Here is a 22,199-nt window from a genome sequence, read left to right as displayed (position 1 = left end):
CCGCGAGCGGGGAGAGGGCTAGGGTGAGGGGCTGCTCTGCCTGACCGTCACTTCTTCAGCGACATGCCGACGCCCTTGCAGGCGAACTGCGGGTCAAAGGCCTTCTTGTAATCCGTATCCGCGTCGAAGAGCTTGATCTGCACCATTTGGTCGAAGAACTTCTTGTAATGCGCGTCGGTGATGCAGCCGATACCCTTGTCCGCTGCGTCACCGGACTCCAGGATGCCGTATTCCTTCATCTTGGCGATGGAATAGGCGATCTGGCCGTCGGTCATGTCAGGATTGTCCTTCTTGATCAGTTCGTTGGCCGCCTTGTTGTCGCCGTAGAGATAGTTGTACCAGCCTTCGATCGAGGCGTTGACGAAACGCTGCACGAGGTCCGGGTTCTTCTGAACAAGTGACGCCTGCGTAGTGATCATCGTCGAATAGGGTGAATAGCCGCTGTCGGCGAGCAGGAAGACCTTCGGTTCCCAGCCGGTCTGCTTCTGAATTTCATAAGGTTCGGAGGTTAGGTAGCCCTGCTGCGCCGACTGCTTGTCGGCAAGGAAGGGCGCCGGGCTGAAATTATAGGGCTTGTATTGTTCGTCCTTGAAGCCCGGGAAATTGGCCTTCATCCATTCGAAAAAAGTGACGTAGCCGTCCTTGCCGAGGAAGATCGTCGGCAGCTTGGCGAGGTCCTCGAATTTGTCGACGCCAGCGTCCGGATGTGCGATCAGCACCTGCGGGTCCTTCTGGAAGATGGCTGCGACGTCGACGATCGGAATGCCTTGTTTGACCGCATCGATTTCCTGCTGCGGGCTGCCCATGTAGAAATCGATCTTGCCGGAAATCAACAGCGCCTGGTTGGCAGCGTTCGGGCCGCCCTGGACGATTTCGACATCCAGGCCGTATTTCTTGTAGGTCCCGTCGGCGATCGCCTGGTAGAAGCCGCCATGTTCGGCTTCGGCCAACCAGTTGGTTCCATAGGTCACCTTGTCGAGGGCGTTTGCCGGCTGTGTGGTGGCGACAGCCGCCAGGAGGCCCATGACGGCGAGAAATGCTTTGGTCTTCAATGCATTGGACATGGCCGGTTGTTCCCCTTATCTGCCACGGGACGCCGCGATTGACGCCCATTTTCCGCATTTGAGCGGTTGCGTTGCGCTTTGAAAAGCATCAAAATTCGTGCGCATTGATGCCTTTTAGGCATCTCAGCCTGCACTTGTGCCTAAATTGTGCGGCCTGGGCAAAATTTATGCAATGGGGATATGCATGCTGCACTCGAGACGGCTTCTTTACATCAACGAGATTGCCCGCTGCGGCTCGATCCGCAAGGCGGCCGCGAGGCTCAATGTGGCGTCATCGGCGGTCAACCGGCAGATCCTGGCGCTGGAAGAAGAGATGGGAGCGCCGCTGTTCGAACGGTTGCCACGCGGCCTCAGGCTGACGGCGGCAGGCGAACTCTGCATCGAGCATATTCGCGAGGTTCTGAAGAATTACGAGCGGCTGGAAGGGCGCATCCGCAGTCTGAAGATGCAGCAGGCCGGCAAGGTCAGGATCGTCACCACCGTCGGGCTTGCCTCCGGACCGCTGCCGGAGATCATCGCGCGTTTTCTTTCCGAACATCCGCGCGTCTTCATCCAGCTGCGCAACGATTCCGGCTCCACGACCATGGCGCCGGTCCTGTCGGGCGAAGTCGACATCGGCCTGGGCTTCAATATCCCGGCAACACCGGGCATCCGGTCGCTCGGCAATTTCGATATTCCGATCGGCGTCGTGCTGCCGCCGGGGCATCCACTGATCGGTCCCGGTCCGATCAATCTCGCCGATGTCGTGGAAGAGCGACTGCTGTTGGCCCAGCCGGGTACCAGCTTGCGCGACGTCATCAATCTGACGCTGGCGCGGCTGCCGGTGCAGGTGGAGCCCGTACTGGAAAGCAACGCCTCGGAGATGTTGAAGCAGCTAGTTAAATGCGGGGCAGGGCTAACACTGTTGAACCCGCTGGACGTCATCACCGAATGCCGGCGCGGCGAACTTGTGTTTCGGTCGATCGCCGAGCCGCATTCGCGGCATCAGCCGATGAAGCTCTTTGCCCGCACGCGTGCCCCGCTCGACGCGGCGACCAGCCTGTTCGTGGAATATCTGCTTGCCGAACTGGCCGGTCTGGTGGAAGAGCTGCAGGCGAAGGGGCACATTACGGCGGCATCGGAACGCCGCCGGTCGGACGCTTATTTCGAATAGAGGTTCGAAAGGGGATAGTCCCTGAGATCACGCAGCATTTCGATGAAGCCCTGAACCTGATGGCGGCAGATGAGCGCGCCTTTTTCCGCCGTGCCGTTGGCGGCATTGCCGACGACGCCGTTGCGATTGAGATCATGAGCGATCCAGGCGAGCGAATGCGGCGGCAGCGGCTGCAGGTAATTCGACTGCTCCTTCATCCATTCCGCCTTGGATATGAAATTCTCTGCCTTGTCCATCCGCACCAGCTCGGGGCGGAAATGCAGCATCAGCGAGGTTTCGACGTCGCCGCCATGGATGCCGTAGCGCTGCTCATGGTCGCTGATCATGCCGTCCGGTGTGCCGAAACGCGTCCATTGCGTGGCGACGACGGCCATCTGGTGGCGTACGCGCAATTCACGCGCGACGATGCCCATGATGTCGAGATTGCCGCCATGGGAATTGACAATGACCATCTTGCGGATGCCGGCTTCGGCAACCTTCGCGCCGATCGCCGTCCAGACCGGGATCAGCAGCTCGGCGCTGAGGGAGAGCGTGCCGGGACCGTAGATATGTTCGTTGGCCTTGCCGATTTCCTGGGTCGGCAGCACCAAAAAGTCGAGATCGTCTGGGCGCTGGGCCTTCAGTTCGGCCAGCATGCCGTTGGCAATAGCCACGTCGGTCGCGATCGGCAGATGCGGGCCGTGCTGCTCGGTCGAGGCGATCGGCAGTATGGCGATCGTCGTGTCGGGCGAAAGACCGGCGAAATCATAGGTGGTCAGTTCGTTCCAATAAAAGGGCCTTGCCATCGCCATTTCCTCTCATCTCTCGTTCACAACGGATACGGCAAGGATGATAGCGGGGGAAAGCATCAATTTGCGGGCGTGCTGCTGCCTTTTTGTGTGCGCATCCGGCGGTACGGGCATCGCGGCTGTTGCCGGCCGCGGTGCTTCGTTTCGCGAGGATGGGTGAAAATGCCCGTCAACGCTTCATTCGAGCGCACTGCCGCTGAAGGCCGAGACGTCGCTGCCCTCGAAATCTGTTGAGCGGCTGACTTGCTCCCATTCCGCCGCTTCCTTTGTGCGTGCCGCTTCCGCCAAGCCAAAGACGAACAGGGCGTCGCTGCCGAGGAGGAGGTGGTTGGGGAGTGCGTCCCTTTGGGCCAGATCGAGGATCACCTTCGCGATTTTTTGCGGGTCGCCGAATTCCTTGCCCGCGAGGTGCTTTAGCATGCCATAGACAGCACCGACGCTCGATTGATAGTCGGGTAACAGCTCCACATTGGTGCCGGCAGCGGTCTGCGCCCAGTTGGTGCGCATGCCGCCGGGTTCGAGCGCAACGACTTTAACGCCGAAGGACGCGACCTCCTTGGCGAGGACCTCGGTGAAGCCGCCGACTGCCCATTTGGCGGCTTGATAGGCGCTGAGGCCCGGTGTGCTGACGCGGCCACCGACGGAAGAGATGTTGATGATATGGCCTGAGCGCTGCGTGCGCATGACGGGCAGGGTGGCTCGCGTCAGGTTGACGACGCCATAGAAGTTCGTGTCGATCTGCGCTTTGAACTCTTCGTCCGATGCCTGTTCGAACGGCGACATATTTCCGAAGCCGGCATTGTTGACGAGCACATCGATGCCGCCGAAGGAATCGACGGCTATTTGGACCGCCGCTTTCGCCGCGGCGGCGTCGGTGACGTCAAGGGCGGCGATCGTGATCCGATCGCCATATTGTTTCGCCAGCTCATCGAGCCGGCCCGGATTGCGTGCCGTTGCAACCAGGCGATCACCACTTTCGAGAACAGCCTCGGCGAGCGTGCGCCCCAATCCACCGGCGCTTCCTGTTATCAACCATGTCTTTGACATCTCTGTCTCCTTTTGAGTGAGTACATGCTCATTATTTGCCGAAATAAAAAGGCTCATTTATTGGAGATTGCGCCCCAGTAGGTCTCGAAGCCGGAGCGTCGGTAGCTCTCGATATTGCCGGGATCCCGATGGATGAATTCGAGAACCATATCGGTCAGCACGTCGGTGATGGCGCCAAGCATGTCCTTCGGCTGCTGCCGGAAGATACCTGATTGAAAACCTTCCTCCAGCATCGATTGGATATCGCGGAAAGCAGCCATACCGGCCTTGCGGGTCGCCTCGGTCACCTTGTCCGAAACGCCGAGTTGCCGCAGGGCTCTCCGTTTTGCCGGGTTTTTCGCTCCCCAATCGATGGATTGGTTCCACAGGTGCTGGCAACGCTCTTTCACGCTCGCCTCTGTCGGATAGCCGGTGGCGATTGTAGCCTTCATGTCCGCTTTGAGCGCAAGGTAGAGCTCATTGAGCAGATCGTCCTTCGTCGGGAAATAGACGAACAATGTCCCCTCGGCGATGCCGGCATCCTTGGCGATTTTCGCGGTGGAGGCGGAAACGCCAAGTGACGCCACGGCCTCGGCCGCTGCTGCCAATATGGCGTTACGCTTTTCTTCGCTAAGGGGACGTGCCATGGTTTCGTTTAATGAGTGAGTACATCCTCAGTTATAAGAATTGCGCTCGGTGATGTCAATGATGGATTGCTTTTCCGACTTCAAGGAATGTGCGATATGGGTCAGCACGGGACCGGTTTTCTATTAGTTTATAGATTTTATAGAAAACTAATTGCTCTTCAGAGGCAGGTTCCGCGAAATGCCGTTGCTTGAGGCGAGCGTCTTGACCCACTACCTTTGCCCAGATCCGGCGCGAGTTGTGGGGATGATGGGAATGAATATGAAAACATCCGTGGCGATCGAAAAAGCGGTGCCCGTCGCCGATCCCGATGAGGTGAGATCCGAGTTCCGCAACGCTATGGCGCGGATGGCTGCGGCCGTCAGCATCGTGACCACCAATGGACCAGCGGGGATGGCAGGGTTTGCAGCGACTGCGGTTTGCAGCGTGACCGACAGTCCGCCGACGCTGCTCGTCTGTCTGAACCGGACTGCTTCGGTTCATCCCGCAGTCACGGAAAACGGCGTGCTCTGCGTCAACGTGCTCTCCGAAGGTCATCAGGACCTGTCGCGCCTTTTCGGCGGCAAGACTCCGGTAGCGGAGCGTTTTGCCGCCGCCGCATGGTCGGAACTGTCGACCGGCTCGCCGGCATTGGAGGATGCGCTCGTCTCGTTCGATTGCCGCATCGTGCATCGCGCCGATGGCGGCACGCACGATATCCTGATGTGCGAAGTCGATACCATCCGCCTGCGCGACGGTGGGCAGGGGCTCATCTATTTCGACCGGGCCTATCATCCGGCCGGATAGGCCGGCTTTCTCAATAGTTTTCCTGATACCATTCGACGAAGCGGCGCACGCCTTCGTCGACTTCGATCTGCGGCTTGAAGCCGGTCAGCGCCACCAGTAGGTCCGGCACGGCATAGGTATTGTGCACGTCGCCGGGCTGCATCGGCAGCATGTGCCGGATCGCCTTTTTGCCGAGCATCACTTCGATGGTTTCGACAAAGCTCATCAGTCCGACCGGCTGACCGCCACCGATATTAACGACGCGGAACGGCGCGTGTTTCGACAATGTGTCGGTGACCGTTTCCGAAATGACGCGGTTGTCTTCCGAGGGGACGACGCCGATCAGCCGGACGATGCCCTCGATGAGATCGTCGATATAGGTGAAATCGCGGCTCATCTTGCCTTCGCCGTAGATTTCGATCGGCCGGTCGTTCCTGATGGCATCGACGAATTTGAACAATGCCATGTCGGGACGGCCCCAGGGGCCGTAGACCGTGAAGAAGCGGAAGGCGGTGGTCGGAATACGGAAGAGATGGGCATAGCTGTGCGCCATCAGCTCCATGCTCTTCTTGGTCGCCGCATAGATCGTCATCTGCTCGTCGGCCTTGTCGCTTTCCGCAAACGGGATCTTCTCGTTGGCGCCATAGACCGAGGAGGTGGAGGCAAGCAGCAGGTGTTTCGGCTGCAGGCTTTTCGCCAGCTCCAACACGTTGAACGAGCCGGTGACGTTGGAATCGACGTAGGATCGCGGATTTTCCAGACTGTAGCGTACGCCGGCCTGGGCGGCGAGATGGACGATGACGTCCGGCTCGGCCAGTTCAGCAGCATGATCCAGCGCCGCCTTGTCTTCCAGCATGCCGGTGACGGCCTTGAAACCGTTAGAGCGGGCAAGGATGGCAGTGCGCTTTTCCTTGAGCTTGACGTCGTAATAGGGCGTCATGCCGTCGAAGCCGACGACGAAATGGCCCTCGTCAAGCAGGCGCTTGGCAAGGTGAAATCCGATGAAGCCGGCGGTGCCGGTGATGAGATAACGCATTGATCGGCCTTTGCTTACAGTTCGGCCCCACCCATGGGTCTGCCGATGCTGGTATAGGCAAACCCATGCTTTGTGACCTCGTCATGGCGATAGATGTTTCTGAGATCGACCAGGACGGGAGCATTCATGACGGATTTCAGCCGGCCGAAATCGAGGGCGCGGAACTGGTTCCATTCCGTAATGATGACGAGCGCATCGGCGCCGCGCGCCGCGCCATAGGCGTCGTCGGCGTAAGCGATGTTGTCGATCAGCTGGCGGGCATTGTCCATGCCTTCCGGATCGTAGCCGGTCACCGAGGCACCGGCATCCTGCAGCGCCTGGATGATCGAGATTGCCGGGCTGTCACGCATGTCGTCGGTATTCGGCTTGAAGGTCAGGCCGAGCACGGCAATGGTCTTGCCCCGGACATCGCCCCCCATGGCGGCGATCACCTTGCGGCCCATGGCGCGCTTGCGGTTGTCGTTGATCGAGATCGTCGTCTCGATCAGGCGCACGGGGCTGTCGTGGTCCTGCGCGGTCTTGGCGAGCGCCAGCGTGTCCTTCGGGAAGCAGGAGCCGCCATAGCCGGGGCCGGCATGCAGGAATTTCGAGCCGATGCGGCCGTCGAGGCCGATGCCGCGCGACACTTCCTGCACATTGGCGCCGACTTTTTCGCAGAGGTCGGCCATCTCGTTGATGAAGGTGATCTTCATCGCGAGAAAGGCATTGGCGGCGTATTTGATCAGCTCCGAGGTGCGGCGGGCGGTAAAGAGCAGCGGCGCCTGGTTAAGATAGAGCGGCCGGTAGACCTCCGTCATGACGCCGCGGGCCCGGTCGTCATTGAGGCCGATGACGATGCGGTCGGGGCGCTTGAAGTCCTCGATGGCAGCACCTTCGCGCAGGAATTCCGGATTGGAGACGACGGCAACGTCGGCGTCCGGATTGGTTTCGCGGATGATGCGTTCGACTTCGTCGCCGGTGCCGACCGGCACGGTCGATTTGGTGACGATGACGGTGAAGCCCTTGACGTGCTGAGCGATCTCGCGGGCGGCGGCATAGACATAGGAGAGATCGGCGTGGCCATCGCCGCGGCGCGACGGCGTGCCGACGGCGATGAAGACGACGTCGCTTGCGGCTACGCTGGTTTCGACATCGGTCGAAAAGGACAGCCGGCCGGCGCGGACATTGTCGGCGACCAGCTGCTCGAGGCCGGGCTCGAAGATCGGGATTTCACCGTTGCGCAACGCCTCGATCTTGCCCGCGTCCTTGTCGACGCAAATCACGTCATGGCCGAAATCGGCAAAGCAGACGCCGGACACAAGACCCACATAACCCGAACCGATCATCGTGATGTGCATGAAACTTCAATCCTTTTGCTAACGCCGGGCTCAGCGTCGAAACGCGATCCCGTCTTTGGCGGTTGCTTGCGCTTATACACAGGATCGCCGGTGACGCCTATACGGCATGGTGCTTATCCAAGCGGTTGAGACAGAAGTGTCATGAAAACACTACCGCGAGCACCAGTGTTGTTTCGACCGATGGAGTGGGTTGCCTGCGCAGTGCGGCGTGCTAGACATTTCGGCTAAACCTTCACTCATCCAAAGGCAATCCCCATGACGTTCGATCTCATCGTCCGCAATGCCAGTCTTCCCGATGGCCGCAGGGGGCATGATATCGCCATTGCCGGCGGCAGGATCGTGGCAGTTCAGGCGGGTGTACAGGGCGAGGCGCGGCGCGTGATCGATGCCGATGGACAACTGGTTTCACCGCCGTTCGTCGATTGCCATTTTCATATGGACGCGACGCTTTCGCTCGGCCTGCCGCGGCTGAATATGTCTGGTACGCTGCTGGAGGGGATCGCCCTTTGGGGGGAGTTGAAGCCCTTGCTCACGCATGAAGCGGTGGCGGAGCGGGCTCTGAGCTATTGCGATCTTGCCGTGTCGCAGGGACTGTTGGCGGTGCGAACCCATGTCGATATTTGCGACGACCGTCTGCTCGCCGTCGAAGCATTGCTGGAGGTGAAGAAGCGGGTCGCGCCCTATCTCGATCTGCAGCTGGTCGCCTTCCCGCAGGACGGCTATTATCGTTCGCCGACGGCGGCAAAGAACCTGGAACGCGCCCTCGATCTCGGCGTCGATATCGTCGGCGGCATTCCGCATTTTGAGCGGACAATGGACGACGGCGCGCTTGCGGTGCGAGCACTCTGCGAGATCGCCGAAAAGCGCAGCCTGATGGTCGATATGCACTGCGACGAAACCGACGATCCGCTGTCGCGCCACATCGAGACGCTCGCCGCCGAAACGGTGAGGCTCGGGCTTCAGGGCAGGGTGGCCGGCTCGCACCTGACCTCGATGCATTCGATGGACAATTACTACGTCTCAAAACTCCTGCCACTGATTGCGGAAGCCGGGGTGCATGCGATTCCCAACCCGCTGATCAACATCGTGCTGCAGGGACGACATGACACCTATCCAAAGCGGCGTGGGCTGACCCGGGTCAAGGAGATGCGCGAATTCGGCATCAACGTCGCCTTCGGCCAGGATTGCTGCATGGACCCGTGGTATTCGCTGGGCGGCGCCGACATGCTGGATGTCGCGCACATGGGATTGCATGTCGGGCAGTTGACGTCGCGCGAGGCGATGCGGTTCTGTTTCGACGCGATCACCGTCAATCCGGCCAAGGTGATGGGTCTCGACGGTTATGGATTGGAGGTTGGCTGCAACGGCGATCTCGTGGTGCTGCAGGCTCGCGATCCGATCGAAGCCGTCCGCCTGCGCCCCGCGAGGCTCTTTGTGGTCAGACGCGGTAAAGTGATCAGCGAGACGCCGCCACGGATCGCAAAACTGTCGCTCGAAGGCAGGCCGCAATCGGTCGATCCCGCCGCTTACGCGCCCAACGTCAGCAACAATCCAGCCCGTTAGGCATATGACAGCATATAGCTTGTGATTGCTATGGCGTTGCACCATGATGAATCGGGCACATCGTCCTGTGGGGGAAGGTGTGGAACGGGCGATTCAGGGCTGGGGCATGAAGTCAACTTTCGCCGTGCGTACAATGCGGGCCGGGGAATTGGAACTCGCTCTTGAATGGGCGCGGCAAGAGGGATGGAATCCCGGTGTCGATGATGCCTTAGCGTTTTGGGAGGCGGATCCTTCCGGCTTCTTTATCGGCGCGATCGGTGAGGTCCCTGTCGGCTGCATTTCCGTCGTGCGCTATGGCGAAAGCTTTGCCTTTCTCGGCCTCTATATCGTCCATCCCGAATTTCGCGGCCAGGGTTATGGCAAAGCGCTATGGAACAAGGCCATTGCGTTCGCGGGCAATCGCACCATCGGTCTCGACGGCGTCGTGGCGCAGCAGGAATTCTATCGCCGCGGCGGCTTTGAAACGGCCTATCGCACTGTGCGTTATGGCGGCATCCCGGAAATGCCTGATATGGGCGGAGCCGCGATAGATGTCGGTCCGATCACGCAGGACAAGCTCGAAGGCTTGCTGCGGTATGACGCCGGTATTTTTCCGGGGCTGCGTTATTCCTTCCTCACCGCCTGGTGCAACGCGCCGGAAAAACGAAAATCCTTCCTTGTCGGCAGCGGCCGCAAGATTCGCGGCTACGGCACGATCCGGCGCTGTTTCGAGGGTTATAAGGTTGGTCCATTGTTTGCCAACAGTGCCGATGTGGCATCGGCCCTGCTGGCCAGGCTGCTGGCGGAGGCCAGGGGGCAGCCTGTATATCTGGACGTGCCCGCGGACAACGCTGCCGCGATCGGGCTTGCCGAGACTTTCGGGCTCGCGCCAGTATTCGAAACAGCACGAATGTATCGTGGTGAAGCACCCGAAATACCGCTCGGCCGCGTCTTTGCCGTCACCACGCTCGAACTCGGCTAGATCGGCTGTTGATCTGACCGGACACGCGATCGTTCCATCGTCTCGGCTGCCATGAATTTCCATGTTGTTGCTTCTAGGTCCGACATTTCCTAGAATCGCCGCATTTCCTTAGGAAGCGACAATGAGCAAGCTGCGATAGCAACATTGCCTCTTTCGCCGCGCCGAGCGGAAAAATCCTGTTGGAGGCGCTGATTCGTCACTTAAAAAGCCGAATCTGCTGAGACAACAGGGTCGCTTTCCCAAAAACAAAGCTTTATAGATGCGCGGGTTTGAGCAAGGCGCGCCTTTGTGCGCAGGAAGCGGGTATGGAGAAATGACGAACGTAGTTGTGATCGGTTCGCAATGGGGTGACGAAGGCAAGGGCAAGATTGTCGACTGGCTTTCGGAACGCGCCGATGTGATTGTGCGCTTTCAGGGCGGCCACAATGCCGGTCATACGCTGGTTGTCGACGGTGTCAGCTACAAGCTCGCGCTGCTGCCGTCGGGGCTCGTTCGCGGCAAACTGAGCGTCATCGGCAATGGCGTTGTCGTCGATCCCCATCATTTTGTTACCGAGGTCGATAAGCTGCGCGCCCAGGGCATCGCAGTGACCCCCGACGTGCTGCGCGTTGCCGAGAACGCACCGCTGATCTTGTCGCTGCATCGCGACCTCGACGCTCTGCGCGAAGATGCCGCCTCCAACAGCGGCACGAAGATCGGCACGACGCGCCGCGGCATCGGCCCGGCCTATGAAGACAAGGTTGGCCGCCGCGCGATCCGCGTCATCGATCTTGCCGAGCCGGAAACGCTGCCGGCCAAGATCGACCGGCTGCTGACCCATCACAATGCGCTGCGCCGCGGCATGGGCCTCGATGAAATTTCCTTCGATGCGTTGCATAACGAGCTGACCTCCGTCGCAGAACACATTCTTCCTTATATCGACCAGGTCTGGCGGCTGCTCGACGAGCAGCGCAAGGCGGGTGCTCGCATCCTCTTTGAAGGTGCGCAGGGGGCGCTGCTTGACAACGACCATGGCACCTATCCCTTCGTGACGTCGTCGAATACCGTCGCAGGCCAGGCGGCGGCCGGTTCGGGCCTCGGACCGACGGCGCTCGGCTATGTGCTCGGCATCACCAAGGCCTATACGACGCGCGTCGGCGAAGGCCCGTTCCCCTGCGAACTGCATGATGAGATCGGCAAGCACCTGTCGACGGTCGGCCGCGAAGTCGGCGTCAACACCGGTCGTCCGCGCCGTTGCGGCTGGTTCGATGCCGTGCTGGTTCGCCAGACGGTGAAGACCTCTGGCATTACCGGCATTGCGCTGACCAAGCTCGACGTCCTCGACGGTCTCGACGAATTGAAGATCTGCGTCGGCTACAAGCTGGATGGCAAGCAGATCGATTACCTGCCGGCGAGCCAGGCCGCGCAGGCCCGCGTCGAGCCGATCTACATCACGCTCGAAGGCTGGAAGGAATCGACTGTCGGCGCCCGCAAATGGGCCGATCTGCCGGCGCAGGCGATCAAATATGTCCGGCAGGTTGAGGAGCTGATCGGCGCGCCAGTCGCGCTGCTTTCGACCAGCCCGGAGCGCGAAGACACCATACTTGTGACCGATCCGTTTGAGGGCTAATGTCGCGGATCAATGACGAATCCCGGTCCGGCTACATGCCGGGCATCATGAGAAAGTACTGATGGCGGATTTTGTAGCAGTCATTCGCCGGGCTGTGGATGGCCTGGCCGATAATACTCCCGAGATGCGGGTCAAGGTTTACGAGCGAGCTCGTGGTGCCGTCCAGCGGCAGCTCGAGAGCATGAAGCCGCGCCCGCCGGAGGAGATGCTGCGCCGTCAGCTCGACAAGCTGGAAGCCGCGATCGTCGAGGTGGAGGCCGAGCATGCGGAGGCGTTGCCAGTCGCTGAAGAGCCCGTCGCGGAAGCGCCTGTGGTGCAGGAGGAGCCGCAACATGAGCCTCATGAAGAGTATCATGCCGCGGTGGAAGAGCCCCATATCGAGGACGCGGCGCCGGCCTATACGGAGGCCCATGAGCACGAAGAGCCGGCCGCTTACCAGCCGGTGCACGAAGAGCCTGCCCATGAAGAGCCAGCCCACCAGGAGCCTGCTTACGAGGAGCCCGTCTATGAGGAACCCGCGCATGCTCATCATCAATCCGCAGACGACCATGAGCCGGTAGAGGAGTGGGTCGAGCCGCCGCAGGAGCGGGTGCCCGCGGCTGTTCATTACACTGAGGCCTATGCGGAGCCAGCCCGGGAGCAGCCGCATGAGGAGGCCTCGGAGCACCATGTAGAGGGCCTGCCGGTCGTTGCGACCGAGCCCGCGCATACCGCTCCGCAGACGCACGCTGCTCATCAGGCACCAGCCGATGAGGTCATGGGCCAGGTCGAAGAGATTTGGGCCGAGGTCGATGCGCCTGCAAAGCGCGTCGTGTCCGCGCCGGTGGCTGAACCCGTCATGCCCGCCGCCGCCTTTGCACCGGCGGTCTTTGGCCATCCCGTGGAGCCCGCCGCCACGGCGAAGGCACCGGTAGCCGACAAGGCCTTTGCCTGGGATGCCGATGTTTTCGAGGAGCTGGAGCCGGTAGCTGCACCAGCCAAACCGAAGCACCCCGCCCGGCAGATGCCGGACAATGCCTTTGACGATGTCGATCTCTTTGCCGATGTGCATTCTTCGCCCAAAGCCACGCCGAAGAACGATGCTGGCGCCGACGGCTGGCGGGAGCTCAAGGAGCTTGCTGGTTTTGACAAGTTCGCCGAGGGCGGACGCGGTGGCGGCTCTTCCGTTCCGCCGGATCTCGATCGGTCCATGGCATCGAAGCTGCAGGGCAAAAGCTTCCGCATGGAGCCGAAGCGCCGCCGGTTCAATGTGACCGGCATTATCCTGACACTTCTCGGTCTCGCGATCGTTGCTGGCGGTGGCTATGCCGCTTGGGCGAACCGCCAAGCGCTCAACAAGATGGTCGCCGACCTTATCAGTTCTGCACCGAAGACTGCGACCAGCACGGCTCCCGCCACCGAGACGGCCAAGAACAATAGTGCCGCCGCTCCAGCCGCGAATGCGCCTGCCGCTTCGACGCCTGCCGCGACTGCTCCGGCGCAAAGCGCCGCCGCGCAGCCGCCTGCAGCGGCCAATACCAGTGTCGCCTCGCTCGACAGTGATGCCAACACGGTCAGCACCAAGTTCACGCAGCGCCTGTTGGCGAACGGCGCGGAAGAGGATGAAGGTCCGGCAGCGGGTGGGCAGCCGGGCGTGGCGGAAGGCAAGTCCGTGGCTGAACAGAATGTAGCCGCCGCCGTTGCTCCGCCCGCAGCGGCAGCTGCGCCTGCGAACAATGCGCCTGCCGCGCAGCCACCCGCCGCGACCGCGCCGGCCACTACACCGCCTTCGGGCGATCAGCAGGCATCCGCTGCCCCTGCCCAGCAACCGCCTGCAGCCCAGCAGCAGCCACCGGCCGCGCAACAGCAGACGGCAGCGGCTACGGATGGTCAAAAGGTGTTCCTGTACGAGGAGCGTCTCGGCCAGACGTCACCGACGGCTTTCGAAGGTACAGTCACCTGGTCGCTGGAGGAAGGCAAGGGTGAGGATGGTCGGCCGGAACCCTCCGTTCAGGGCCTCATCAGCGTGCCTGAGCGTGGTTTGACGGCGACGATCACCGTGTCGCGCAATACTGACGCATCATTGCCGGCAAGCCATTTGGTCGAACTGGCTTTCCAGGTTCCGCCGAATTTCGAAGGCGGCGCAATCGACAGCGTTCAACGCATCGCACTCAAGGCAACCGAGCAGGATCGTGGCGACCCGCTTATCGCCGTTCCGGCCAAAGTCACGGACGATGTCTATATGGTCGCGCTCAACGATTTTCCGGATGCGCGCAAGACCAATCTCGATCTCTTGAAAAGCCGCAACTGGATGGACATTCCAGTGGTCTACCGCAATGGCCGTCGCGCATTGCTGACCATGGAGAAGGGGCCGACCGGTACCGACGACTTTAACAAGGCAATCGCCGAATGGCAGGCACTGGGCGGTGTTGCTTCCAGCGGCCAATAAGCGGTTTCAATTCATCGGAATCAAAAAAGGCGGGCCTTGCGGTCCGCCTTTTCGTTTGAATTCATTCAGCGATTCCTGGAGCCAGGCGCGTTATGCGGTGGCTTCCACCACGCGTAGTGCCTTGGCGCGTTCCAGCGCATCCTTCTGCACGGCTTCCTGCACCTTTTCGAAGGCACGGACTTCGATCTGGCGCACGCGTTCGCGGCTGATGTCGAATTCGGCCGAGAGGTCTTCCAATGTTACCGGCTCTTCGGCAAGACGGCGAGCCTCAAAGATGCGGCGTTCACGGTCGTTCAAGACGCTCATGGCGCGGGCCAGCATGCGGCGGCGCGTGTCAAGTTCGTCCTGTTCGATCAGCACGTCTTCCTGGCTGTCGTGATCGTCCACCAGCCAATCCTGCCATTGGCCAGAATCGCCTTCCGCGGCTTTGATCGGCGCGTTCAGAGAAGCGTCGCCCGAGAGGCGGCGGTTCATCGAAACGACCTCTTCCTCGGAGACGTTCAGCTTGGTGGCGATCTCGGAGACATGCTCCGGCTTCAGATCGCCGTCATCGATGGCCTGGATGCGACCCTTCAGACGACGCAGGTTGAAGAATAGACGCTTCTGATTGGCGGTCGTGCCCATCTTCACCAACGACCACGAACGCAGAATATATTCCTGGATCGAGGCCTTGATCCACCACATGGCATAGGTTGCCAGGCGGAAGCCACGTTCCGGATCAAACTTCTTGACGGCCTGCATAAGGCCGACATTGCCTTCAGACACGACCTCGCCGATCGGCAGGCCGTAACCGCGATAGCCCATGGCGATCTTAGCCACGAGGCGTAAATGACTGGTGACGAGCTTATGCGCAGCCTGACGGTCGGCATGTTCCGCATAGCGCTTGGCGAGCATGTACTCTTCCTGCGGCTCCAGCATCGGAAACTTGCGAATCTCGTCGAGATAACGATTAAGGCCGGCTTCACCGGCGGTAATGGACGGTAAGGTATTCCGGGTCATGAATGCACCCTCCTATTCGAGATCTGGCCCCTTCTGGAGGCGTATTGCGCGCCCTTTGCGAAGCAGACCAAGGCGTGCAGGTCACGAAGACCCCGCACTAAACCAATATGTAGATAAGTACGGCGAAACAGTGATTCAAGAACGTAGTCACGCAAGAGTTACATCGGCGCGACAGCCATGCCCGCCGTAATGCTCGCCCTTTAGACTATTCTCCCGAACACTCCGGTCCTGCGAGATTCGGCCACCTCAGTCCCAAAACGCATCGCGTTTTGGACAATTACGTGGCACGCGCCGGAGATCGGTTTCATGTGATTATAGGCGGCCAAGAGGCCGGCGTCCAGCCGCGCATTTGCGGAGTTCGGTGGCGATCTTTTCTTTCGATCGATCAGGGCGACGCGCGCTAAGGAAAAAGACTTGACTATAAGAGCATATGCTCCTAATTAGTTAGCGATAAGAGCATATGCTCTCATTTGGAAACGGAGAAGTGACTATGAGCGAAGCTGAGATACTTGTAAGCGGTGCGACGGGAAGGACCGGAGGCGCCGCCATCGACGAACTCCTGAAGATGGGTAAAAGCGTGCGTGCCTATGTGCGCTCGGACGACGAGAGGGCGGCGGCGCTGAGGCAGCGCGGGGTCGACACCGCTGTCGGCGATTTCACCAACATCGATCATATTCGGGCGGCCATGGAAGGCATCCGGTCGGCGTATTTTCTTCACCCGATCGCACCAGGCATCCTCGGCGCTGCAACCTATTTCGCACAGGCTGCAAAGGAATCGGGTGTTACCGCGATCGTCAACATGTCGCAGATTTCGGCGCGCCGGGAGTCAGCAAGCCATGCAGCGCAGGACCATTGGATCTCCGAGCGGGTCTTCGATTGGTCCGGGGTTCCGACGACGCATCTGCGCCCGACTTTCTTTGCCGACTGGCTCGTATATCCGCATTTCGCGAGGGAGATCTGGGCCAAGAAGAAGATCGAGTTCCCCTTCGAGAACGGGCGGCATGCGCCCATCGCCTCCGATGATCAGGGCCGGGTGATCGCCCATGTCCTGGCGAATCCGAAGGGCCATGAAGGCAAGATCTATCCGCTCCATGGTCCGGTCGAGATGAACTACACAGAAATCGCTGCCGTCGTGAGCGACGTGCTTGGCGCGAAGATCGAATATGCGCCGACCTCGATAGAGGCGTTCAAGGATAGAATGGAAAATCTCTACAAGTTCCCTCCGTTCCTTGTGCAGCACCTCGTTGAAGTCGCCCAGAACTATCGTGACGGCATCTTCTCCGGCACCAACGATTTGGTCGAGGCGATTACCGGAACGCCGGCGCTCTCGGTCCAGCAGTTCGTCTCCAACAATCGCGCCGCCTTCGCATGAATTTCGCGCAGACAAATCGGAGATTTTGGAATGTCACATACTCAAGATGAACGTCATCCCTTTCTCGACGACCTGACCGCCGACGCGGAACTGACCAGCTCCGTGTTGCGAGGTTCCGTCATCGGACGCGATCAGATCAGGCTCGCGGTGAACGCCGTCGGAACCTTCTATGCCTCGCAGACGCCGACATTCCTTCAGACCGTCGGCTCCCGGCTCTTCCTAGAATATGAGGCCGTTTTGACGAACGGCGAGAAGCTTTCCGCCGTCGTGGTCGTCGATCACGCCTCGGACGGCTCGGTACCGAAGGTCAGCGTGCGGATGAGCCCGCTTGGCTCTGTTCTGTCGCTCGCAGCCCATTTGCGCGGAGCGCTCTCCGGGCAACTGCCGGAAGAGCTTTTTCTCTGAACCCAACCGACCGCCGGGCCAGCGACAGAGATCGCTGTCCCGACCTGCGGCCACAGAAAGGAAAATTGCTATGGACGTCGCCAACAATACCGTCTTCATCACCGGTGCCAATCGCGGTCTGGGCCTGGCCTTCGCACGCGAGGCACTTCGCCGCGGAGCGTCGAAGGTCTACGCAGGCATGCGCAACACGAGCGGCTTCGACCAGCCGGGCATCGTCCCGGTCAGGATCGATGTTACAGATAAGGCGTCGATCGCCGCGGCCGCAGAATTGGCAGCGGATACGACACTGTTAATTAACAACGCGGGGATCGCCGCTCTGATCGACGGACCTTTGGCAGACGATGTCGAAGCGCAATCGCAGCGTCTCTTTGATACCAACTATTATGGCGTGGTGCGTGTCTCGCAGGCATTCGAGCAGATCCTGTCGGCCAAGCCACATGCCGGCATCATCAACGTGCTGTCCGACATCGTCTGGCTTCCGCGGCCCTATCTGACACCCTATGCCGCGTCCAAGGCAGCAGCATGGAGCTATACGAACCAGCTTCGCTTTCATCTTCGCGATCGCGGTATCGAGGTCCTTGGCTTGCATGTCGGATTCGTGGATACGGATCTGACCAACGGCATCGACGTACCGAAGGCCAGCCCCGAGGACGTGGTGCGCCAGACCTATGACGCGCTCGCCGCTGGCAAAAGCGAGATCATGGCCGATCAGGGCACGGTGTTGCTGAAGAGCACGCTTGCGGACGAAGTGCCCGGCTACATCACTCCGCCGGAAGGGGTATTCTAATTCCGGCGATGGCGGAAGTAGCTGTGGAGCGCGGAGGTTCTTCGGCTTCGCGCCCACGGCGCTTCGATAAGGAAGCTTCGATAAAGAATGGGTATCGAAAGGAAAAATAGAATGTTGTCGGCCAATCAACCGCTTGGAATCGATCAGTGCAACTGCTCCGCCATGAGAAAGGCGAGCCGACAGATCACGCGGTTCTATGATGATCATCTTGAGCCAGTCGGGCTGCGCATCACGCAATTTCTGACTTTGGCGGCTCTCGAAGAGGCTGACGGCGCCACGGTCAACGTTCTCGCCGAACGGCTCGATATCGAGCGGACGGCAATGGGAAAGATGGTCGGCTTCCTGGAACGAGATGGGTTCGTTACCATCAAGCCGTCCCCTGTAGACGGTAGGGTCCGTATCGTTGAACTCACCAAGGAGGGTCGTCTCCTGCACAAGAGAGCGGAGCCTCTTTGGGAGAGGGCCCAGCAGGAATTCGAGCAGTTGAACGGGGCGGCAAACGTCGCAACTCTGCGCCGGGGACTGAGAGAAATTGCTGTCGGCGATTCCGCGAAGGTCTCAGTCGAAGACTAAAGCTTCGGACTGATTGCTGGGTAGGGGCCAATCACCAATCTGCTGTGGCCCCCGTCACGCGGTTCGAGGTCGCATCTCAAGCCCGCAAGGCTTCTGCCAGTTCTTCCATATCGTTCGGCAGCGGCGCTTCGAAATGCATCACCTCGCCGGTGCGGGGATGTTCGAATTGCAGGAGATAGGCGTGGAGCGCCTGGCGGGGGAAGCGGTTGACCACTTGCTTGGCAGCATCCGGCAGGAGGTTGGCTTTTGTCTTGAAGCCGCCGCCGTAGACGGCGTCGCCGAGCAGGGGATGGCCGATATGCGCCATGTGGACGCGAATCTGGTGGGTGCGGCCGGTCTCGAGATGGCAGTCGACCAATGAGGCGAGGGCAGTGGCGTCCGGGGCCTCGTGAAAACGTTCAATCACTTCGTAATGCGTGATGGCCTCGTCAGCGTCCTGATTGTCCGGACGCTTCACGGCTCGTCGGGTCCGGTCGCTGGTGGAGCGGCCGAGCGGCGCGTCGATGGTACCGATCAGTTGGCGGGGGCGCCCCCAGACGATCGCCTGATAGGCGCGTTCCAGCGACGTAGTGCGGCCGTGGTCGGCGAACTGCAGGGACAGATGGCGATGGGCAATATCGTTCTTGGCGACGACCATGACGCCGCTGGTGTCCTTGTCGAGCCGGTGGACGATGCCCGGCCGGCGTACGCCGCCGATGCCGGAGAGGCTGTCGCCACAATGATGGATCAGCGCGTTGACCAGCGTCCCCGTCCAGTTGCCGGCGGCGGGGTGAACCACGAGGCCGGCGGGCTTGGAGATGACGATGACGTCGTCGTCCTCGTAGAGCACGTCGAGCGGGATGTCTTCGCCCTGCGGCGTCGGGTCTTCGGGTTCCGGCAGCGTGATCTCATAGGTTTCACCCGGGCGCACCTTGCGCTTGGCGTCGGTCACCGGGGCGCCGTTGAGCAGGACGGCGTTGTCCTTGATCAAGGCCTGGATGCGGCTGCGGGAAAATTCTTCGCCGACCTGTGCGGTTAGCCACGCGTCGAGCCGGCCTTCGGCAGTTTCGTCGGCGGTTAGGACTTTTCTAATGCCCGCGGCTTCTTTAAAGGGGTCGCTCAAACGCATTTCTCCGGCGCGCAGGGCGCCCACTAGGGAATAAGGACGCATCGATGACAAATCTCGAGCCAGACGATCAAGAGGAAAAGCCCCTCGATCCGGCCCTGGAAAGTGTCCGACGCAAAATGGTCCGCCTGCAGATCGTCTCGGCTGCCATCATGGTGGTGAGCCTTATGGCGGTGTTCGGCGCCGTTGTCTACAAGACGATGCGCCCCGTGCCCAAGGCAGCGGGCTCTACCGCCTCGAATGTTCCCTCCGATGCGCCCGTTGCGGTGACGGCCGCGCTGCCGAAGGGTTTCACCGTGCAGTCCACGGCGCTCTCCGGAAGCCAGGTGCTGTTCTATGGCACACTCGCCAGCGGCCAGCGTCAGGCTGTTATCTTTGATTACGGCATCGGCCGCATCGTCGCGACCATATCGCTTTCCAACTGACGGCTTTGCGATGACGGTCGACCGGCTGATCGAGATCACGCATCCCGACGATCCGCGCATCGCCGAATTTCGCAATATCCGCGAGCGCGATCTGACCGGCCGCGAGAACCGTTTCATTGCGGAGGGTACGGTGGTGCTGCGGCTTCTGGCGGAAGCACATGCGGCAGGTGGAGATTTCGTCGCCGAAAAGGTGCTGTTGTTGCGCAACCGCGCCGCGGGGCTGGAGGAGATTATCGCGGCCTTCCCGCCCGACGTGCCTGTTTATGTTGCCGAAGCCTCTGTGCTGGACGGCATCGTCGGCTTCCATCTGCACCGCGGCGTGCTGGCGTTCGGCCGGCGCAGGGCGGAAACCGATATCGACGCCTTCCTCGACCGGTTGCCGGAGCGGGCGCTTATCCTTGCCGGCTGCGGCATTTCCAATCACGACAATATCGGTTCGATGTTCCGCAACGCTGCCGCCTTCGGGGCCGACGCGGTACTGCTGGACGAAACCTGCTGTGATCCGCTGTATCGCAAGGCGCTGCGCGTGTCGGTGGGCTCGGTGCTGACTGTCCCATATTGCCGTCAACTGAGCGATGTCGATCTGCTCACGGCGCTGGCGGGGCGCGGTTTTTCGGTCTGGAGCCTGTCTCCTCGCGGTGAGGTTGATATTCGCGCCGTTCCCCCGGCTGACCGCATGGCGCTGGTGGTCGGTACCGAAGGGGAGGGGCTGCCGGAGAAGATCCTGTCGACCTTTGGCAGCCTGCGGATACCGCAGGCGCCGGGCCTCGACAGCTTGAACGTGGCAACGGCGAGCGGCATCGCGCTCTTTGCGCTGGCGTCCCTGGTCAAACGCCTCTGAATTTTCAGTATCGAGCCCTTATTGCTGTTTGGGCAGTAGCGCGGCAGCGCGTTCGGCAAGGCTGATGCGTCCGCCTTGCTCGGCAGCGCTCGCTTCTTTGGGCAGGAAGTCGAAGATTGGCGATTTCTCGCCTTCTCTCAATGCTGTTAGCGCCACCATGTTGGCAGCGATGGTGGCGATCTCCTCGCGCATGGCCTGGTCATGCGAGGGAGAGCGGGATTTGAGCAGGCGGTCGGAAAGAGCTGCGGCACGGTTGCGCGCCTCTTCCGTCATCTGAGCGATATCGTCTTCCACTTTGCGCTCCGTTACGGCTGCGTCGGCCCCATTGTCGGCAATCTCTACGACCTTCGGTCCGGCCGGTGGCTCCGAGCCCTTGGTCTGCTTGCCGGACGGGACAAGACCGGCGGCCCGCAGCACACGGCGGGCTTCCTGCGCCTCGGCGCTGCTCGTTTCCAGCTTCTCCTTCAGGCGCGCCACATCCTGAACGTGGCGTTCGATCGCAGTTTCCTTGTCGGCATTGTCGGCGATCTCGCGGTCCAGCCGCTCCTCAAGCCGCTGAGCCTTGTCGCTTTCCTGGCCTAGCCGCAATTCTGCATCTTTTGCACGCAGGCTTGCAAGGTTCAGGTCGTGGCGCAGCGTGTCGCGCTCGTCCCGCAACGTGTTGATACGGAGCTTCAGGCTTTCGATTTCAGTCTCCCGGGTCGCGAGATCGATCTTCATATTGTCTGCGTCGGAGGCCATCTTCGTCATGCGCTTGCGCAAAGTGTCGATGTCGGCATCCTTTTCGGCGCTGACCTGTTCAGCCGCATGGATGCCGGATTTCAGCTGGCTGATATAGCTTTCCTCGCGGCGCAGGCGCGAGCGCAGCTCACCGGCTTCGACCTCCATGTCGTCGATCCGCGTCCGCAATTCACTGTTTTCAGAGGCGTAGCGACCGGCTTCCTGCTGAAGCCTGCCGTTGTGAATCTGCAAGGCGACGCTCTTGTCGCGTTCCTGCGTCAGCGCTTGTTCGGTTTTGGCGTTTTCAGCGGCAAAGAGGGCACGCGCCATGTCCTTCTGCGCCCGCACCTCCTGCGGGCTCAGCGGCATGGTCGCTTTCAGCCGTTTTTCTGTGAACCAGACGATGCGGCGGTGAACCGCGGGCGCGATGAGGAAGACCAGAAAGGCGGCGGTCAGAAAGCCCAATCCAAACAACAGAGCGAATTCAATCACGGCGCAGCCAGCATCTAGGAGTTGTTTTCGGTCTCGACAAAGTGGTTAAGCAAATGATTAAGCATGGGGCCGGCACGCGGGCAAGCATTTAAATCGAATATGGTT

The 22,199-nt window shown here is 60.7% G+C and carries 21 protein-coding genes; 12 read left to right on the top strand and 9 right to left on the bottom strand.

Going from position 1 to position 22,199, the window contains the following annotated elements:
• Positions 1-47 precede the first annotated feature (47 nt).
• A complete protein-coding gene (locus tag PY649_RS17475) occupies positions 48-1,064 on the bottom strand; it encodes an ABC transporter substrate-binding protein (protein ID WP_285869849.1) in 1,017 nt (338 codons plus the stop codon).
• 184 nt (positions 1,065-1,248) lie between these two features.
• Between PY649_RS17475 and PY649_RS17470 the strand changes: the two genes are divergently transcribed.
• Positions 1,249-2,217 carry a LysR family transcriptional regulator gene (locus PY649_RS17470; RefSeq protein WP_285869848.1) on the top strand — a complete coding sequence of 323 codons (969 nt, stop codon included), beginning with the start codon at positions 1,249-1,251 and terminating at the stop codon, positions 2,215-2,217.
• On the opposite strand, the gene PY649_RS17465 is transcribed toward PY649_RS17470, so the two are convergent.
• The 3 genes from PY649_RS17465 to PY649_RS17455 form a co-directional block, all read right to left on the bottom strand.
• Positions 2,205-3,002, bottom strand: coding sequence for a creatininase family protein (locus PY649_RS17465; protein ID WP_285869847.1), 798 nt, complete (start codon positions 3,000-3,002; stop codon positions 2,205-2,207). The genes PY649_RS17470 and PY649_RS17465 overlap by 13 nt on opposite strands.
• Before the next feature lie 180 nt (positions 3,003-3,182).
• Positions 3,183-4,052: an oxidoreductase gene (locus PY649_RS17460; RefSeq protein ID WP_285869846.1), complete on the bottom strand. Its 870-nt coding sequence runs from the start codon at positions 4,050-4,052 to the stop codon at positions 3,183-3,185.
• 53 nt (positions 4,053-4,105) lie between these two features.
• Positions 4,106-4,678 carry a TetR/AcrR family transcriptional regulator gene (locus tag PY649_RS17455; protein ID WP_285869845.1) on the bottom strand — a complete coding sequence of 191 codons (573 nt, stop codon included), beginning with the start codon at positions 4,676-4,678 and terminating at the stop codon, positions 4,106-4,108.
• 253 nt (positions 4,679-4,931) lie between these two features.
• Here PY649_RS17455 and PY649_RS17450 point away from each other — a divergent pair, with 253 nt between their 5' ends.
• Entirely contained in the window at positions 4,932-5,462 is a 531-nt protein-coding gene (locus tag PY649_RS17450) for a flavin reductase (protein ID WP_432761371.1), read from the top strand.
• A 10-nt stretch (positions 5,463-5,472) separates the two neighbouring features.
• Here PY649_RS17450 and PY649_RS17445 read toward each other — a convergent pair whose 3' ends face one another.
• Entirely contained in the window at positions 5,473-6,477 is a 1,005-nt protein-coding gene (locus PY649_RS17445; RefSeq protein ID WP_285869843.1) for an NAD-dependent epimerase, read from the bottom strand.
• 14 nt (positions 6,478-6,491) lie between these two features.
• Positions 6,492-7,814, bottom strand: coding sequence for a UDP-glucose dehydrogenase family protein (locus tag PY649_RS17440; RefSeq protein WP_285869842.1), 1,323 nt, complete (start codon positions 7,812-7,814; stop codon positions 6,492-6,494).
• Positions 7,815-8,069: 255 nt separating this feature from the next.
• Here PY649_RS17440 and PY649_RS17435 point away from each other — a divergent pair, with 255 nt between their 5' ends.
• The 4 genes from PY649_RS17435 (at position 8,070) to PY649_RS17420 (ending at position 14,375) form a co-directional block, all read left to right on the top strand.
• Positions 8,070-9,377, top strand: a complete 1,308-nt coding sequence (locus PY649_RS17435) for an amidohydrolase family protein (protein ID WP_285869841.1) — start codon at positions 8,070-8,072, stop codon at positions 9,375-9,377.
• A 106-nt stretch (positions 9,378-9,483) separates the two neighbouring features.
• Positions 9,484-10,338 (top strand): GNAT family N-acetyltransferase, encoded by an 855-nt coding sequence (locus tag PY649_RS17430; protein ID WP_285869840.1) that lies wholly within the window; start codon positions 9,484-9,486, stop codon positions 10,336-10,338.
• Positions 10,339-10,651: 313 nt separating this feature from the next.
• Positions 10,652-11,947: an adenylosuccinate synthase gene (locus PY649_RS17425; protein WP_285869839.1), complete on the top strand. Its 1,296-nt coding sequence runs from the start codon at positions 10,652-10,654 to the stop codon at positions 11,945-11,947.
• 61 nt (positions 11,948-12,008) lie between these two features.
• On the top strand, positions 12,009-14,375 hold the full coding sequence (locus PY649_RS17420; RefSeq protein WP_285869838.1) for a hypothetical protein: 2,367 nt from the start codon (positions 12,009-12,011) through the stop codon (positions 14,373-14,375).
• A 90-nt stretch (positions 14,376-14,465) separates the two neighbouring features.
• On the opposite strand, the gene rpoH is transcribed toward PY649_RS17420, so the two are convergent.
• Complete coding sequence (rpoH, locus tag PY649_RS17415) at positions 14,466-15,374, bottom strand: RNA polymerase sigma factor RpoH (RefSeq protein ID WP_285869837.1); 909 nt, start codon at positions 15,372-15,374, stop codon at positions 14,466-14,468.
• A gap of 490 nt (positions 15,375-15,864) precedes the next feature.
• Between rpoH and PY649_RS17410 the strand changes: the two genes are divergently transcribed.
• From PY649_RS17410 to PY649_RS17395, 4 genes are all read left to right on the top strand, one after another.
• Positions 15,865-16,746 (top strand): NmrA family NAD(P)-binding protein, encoded by an 882-nt coding sequence (locus tag PY649_RS17410; protein WP_285869836.1) that lies wholly within the window; start codon positions 15,865-15,867, stop codon positions 16,744-16,746.
• Between the two features lie 30 nt (positions 16,747-16,776).
• Entirely contained in the window at positions 16,777-17,151 is a 375-nt protein-coding gene (locus PY649_RS17405) for a hypothetical protein (protein WP_285869835.1), read from the top strand.
• A gap of 70 nt (positions 17,152-17,221) precedes the next feature.
• Positions 17,222-17,938, top strand: coding sequence for an SDR family oxidoreductase (locus PY649_RS17400; protein ID WP_285869834.1), 717 nt, complete (start codon positions 17,222-17,224; stop codon positions 17,936-17,938).
• A gap of 111 nt (positions 17,939-18,049) precedes the next feature.
• Positions 18,050-18,511 (top strand): MarR family winged helix-turn-helix transcriptional regulator, encoded by a 462-nt coding sequence (locus tag PY649_RS17395; RefSeq protein WP_285869833.1) that lies wholly within the window; start codon positions 18,050-18,052, stop codon positions 18,509-18,511.
• A gap of 76 nt (positions 18,512-18,587) precedes the next feature.
• On the opposite strand, the gene PY649_RS17390 is transcribed toward PY649_RS17395, so the two are convergent.
• Positions 18,588-19,613: an RluA family pseudouridine synthase gene (locus tag PY649_RS17390; RefSeq protein ID WP_285869832.1), complete on the bottom strand. Its 1,026-nt coding sequence runs from the start codon at positions 19,611-19,613 to the stop codon at positions 18,588-18,590.
• Between the two features lie 50 nt (positions 19,614-19,663).
• On the opposite strand from PY649_RS17390, the gene PY649_RS17385 reads away from it, so the two are divergent.
• Together PY649_RS17385 and PY649_RS17380 are read left to right on the top strand one after the other, a co-directional pair.
• On the top strand, positions 19,664-20,041 hold the full coding sequence (locus PY649_RS17385) for a hypothetical protein (RefSeq protein WP_285869831.1): 378 nt from the start codon (positions 19,664-19,666) through the stop codon (positions 20,039-20,041).
• Positions 20,042-20,051: 10 nt separating this feature from the next.
• Positions 20,052-20,882, top strand: coding sequence for a TrmH family RNA methyltransferase (locus PY649_RS17380; RefSeq protein ID WP_285869830.1), 831 nt, complete (start codon positions 20,052-20,054; stop codon positions 20,880-20,882).
• Between the two features lie 18 nt (positions 20,883-20,900).
• On the opposite strand, the gene PY649_RS17375 is transcribed toward PY649_RS17380, so the two are convergent.
• Positions 20,901-22,094 carry a hypothetical protein gene (locus PY649_RS17375; protein ID WP_285869829.1) on the bottom strand — a complete coding sequence of 398 codons (1,194 nt, stop codon included), beginning with the start codon at positions 22,092-22,094 and terminating at the stop codon, positions 20,901-20,903.
• Positions 22,095-22,199: the final 105 nt, after the last annotated feature.

Origin of the sequence: Rhizobium mayense (assembly GCF_030272705.1) — a bacterium.
Classification (GTDB): Bacteria; Pseudomonadota; Alphaproteobacteria; order Rhizobiales; family Rhizobiaceae; genus Rhizobium; species Rhizobium mayense.
Note: the sequence above shows the minus strand (reverse complement) of the source record. Positions and strands in the feature narration are given on the sequence as shown.

Bases quoted from the DNA above. Each gene is read 5' to 3' on its own strand.
- PY649_RS17475 (WP_285869849.1), bottom strand. From the start codon at position 1,064: ATGTCCAATGCATTGAAGACCAAAGCATTTCTCGCCGTCATGGGCCTC.
- PY649_RS17470 (WP_285869848.1), top strand. From the start codon at position 1,249: ATGCTGCACTCGAGACGGCTTCTTTACATCAACGAGATTGCCCGCTGC.
- PY649_RS17465 (WP_285869847.1), bottom strand. From the start codon at position 3,002: ATGGCAAGGCCCTTTTATTGGAACGAACTGACCACCTATGATTTCGCC.
- PY649_RS17460 (WP_285869846.1), bottom strand. From the start codon at position 4,052: ATGTCAAAGACATGGTTGATAACAGGAAGCGCCGGTGGATTGGGGCGC.
- PY649_RS17455 (WP_285869845.1), bottom strand. From the start codon at position 4,678: ATGGCACGTCCCCTTAGCGAAGAAAAGCGTAACGCCATATTGGCAGCA.
- PY649_RS17450 (WP_432761371.1), top strand. From the start codon at position 4,932: ATGAATATGAAAACATCCGTGGCGATCGAAAAAGCGGTGCCCGTCGCC.
- PY649_RS17445 (WP_285869843.1), bottom strand. From the start codon at position 6,477: ATGCGTTATCTCATCACCGGCACCGCCGGCTTCATCGGATTTCACCTT.
- PY649_RS17440 (WP_285869842.1), bottom strand. From the start codon at position 7,814: ATGCACATCACGATGATCGGTTCGGGTTATGTGGGTCTTGTGTCCGGC.
- PY649_RS17435 (WP_285869841.1), top strand. From the start codon at position 8,070: ATGACGTTCGATCTCATCGTCCGCAATGCCAGTCTTCCCGATGGCCGC.
- PY649_RS17430 (WP_285869840.1), top strand. From the start codon at position 9,484: ATGAAGTCAACTTTCGCCGTGCGTACAATGCGGGCCGGGGAATTGGAA.
- PY649_RS17425 (WP_285869839.1), top strand. From the start codon at position 10,652: ATGACGAACGTAGTTGTGATCGGTTCGCAATGGGGTGACGAAGGCAAG.
- PY649_RS17420 (WP_285869838.1), top strand. From the start codon at position 12,009: ATGGCGGATTTTGTAGCAGTCATTCGCCGGGCTGTGGATGGCCTGGCC.
- rpoH (WP_285869837.1), bottom strand. From the start codon at position 15,374: ATGACCCGGAATACCTTACCGTCCATTACCGCCGGTGAAGCCGGCCTT.
- PY649_RS17410 (WP_285869836.1), top strand. From the start codon at position 15,865: ATGAGCGAAGCTGAGATACTTGTAAGCGGTGCGACGGGAAGGACCGGA.
- PY649_RS17405 (WP_285869835.1), top strand. From the start codon at position 16,777: ATGTCACATACTCAAGATGAACGTCATCCCTTTCTCGACGACCTGACC.
- PY649_RS17400 (WP_285869834.1), top strand. From the start codon at position 17,222: ATGGACGTCGCCAACAATACCGTCTTCATCACCGGTGCCAATCGCGGT.
- PY649_RS17395 (WP_285869833.1), top strand. From the start codon at position 18,050: ATGTTGTCGGCCAATCAACCGCTTGGAATCGATCAGTGCAACTGCTCC.
- PY649_RS17385 (WP_285869831.1), top strand. From the start codon at position 19,664: ATGACAAATCTCGAGCCAGACGATCAAGAGGAAAAGCCCCTCGATCCG.
- PY649_RS17380 (WP_285869830.1), top strand. From the start codon at position 20,052: ATGACGGTCGACCGGCTGATCGAGATCACGCATCCCGACGATCCGCGC.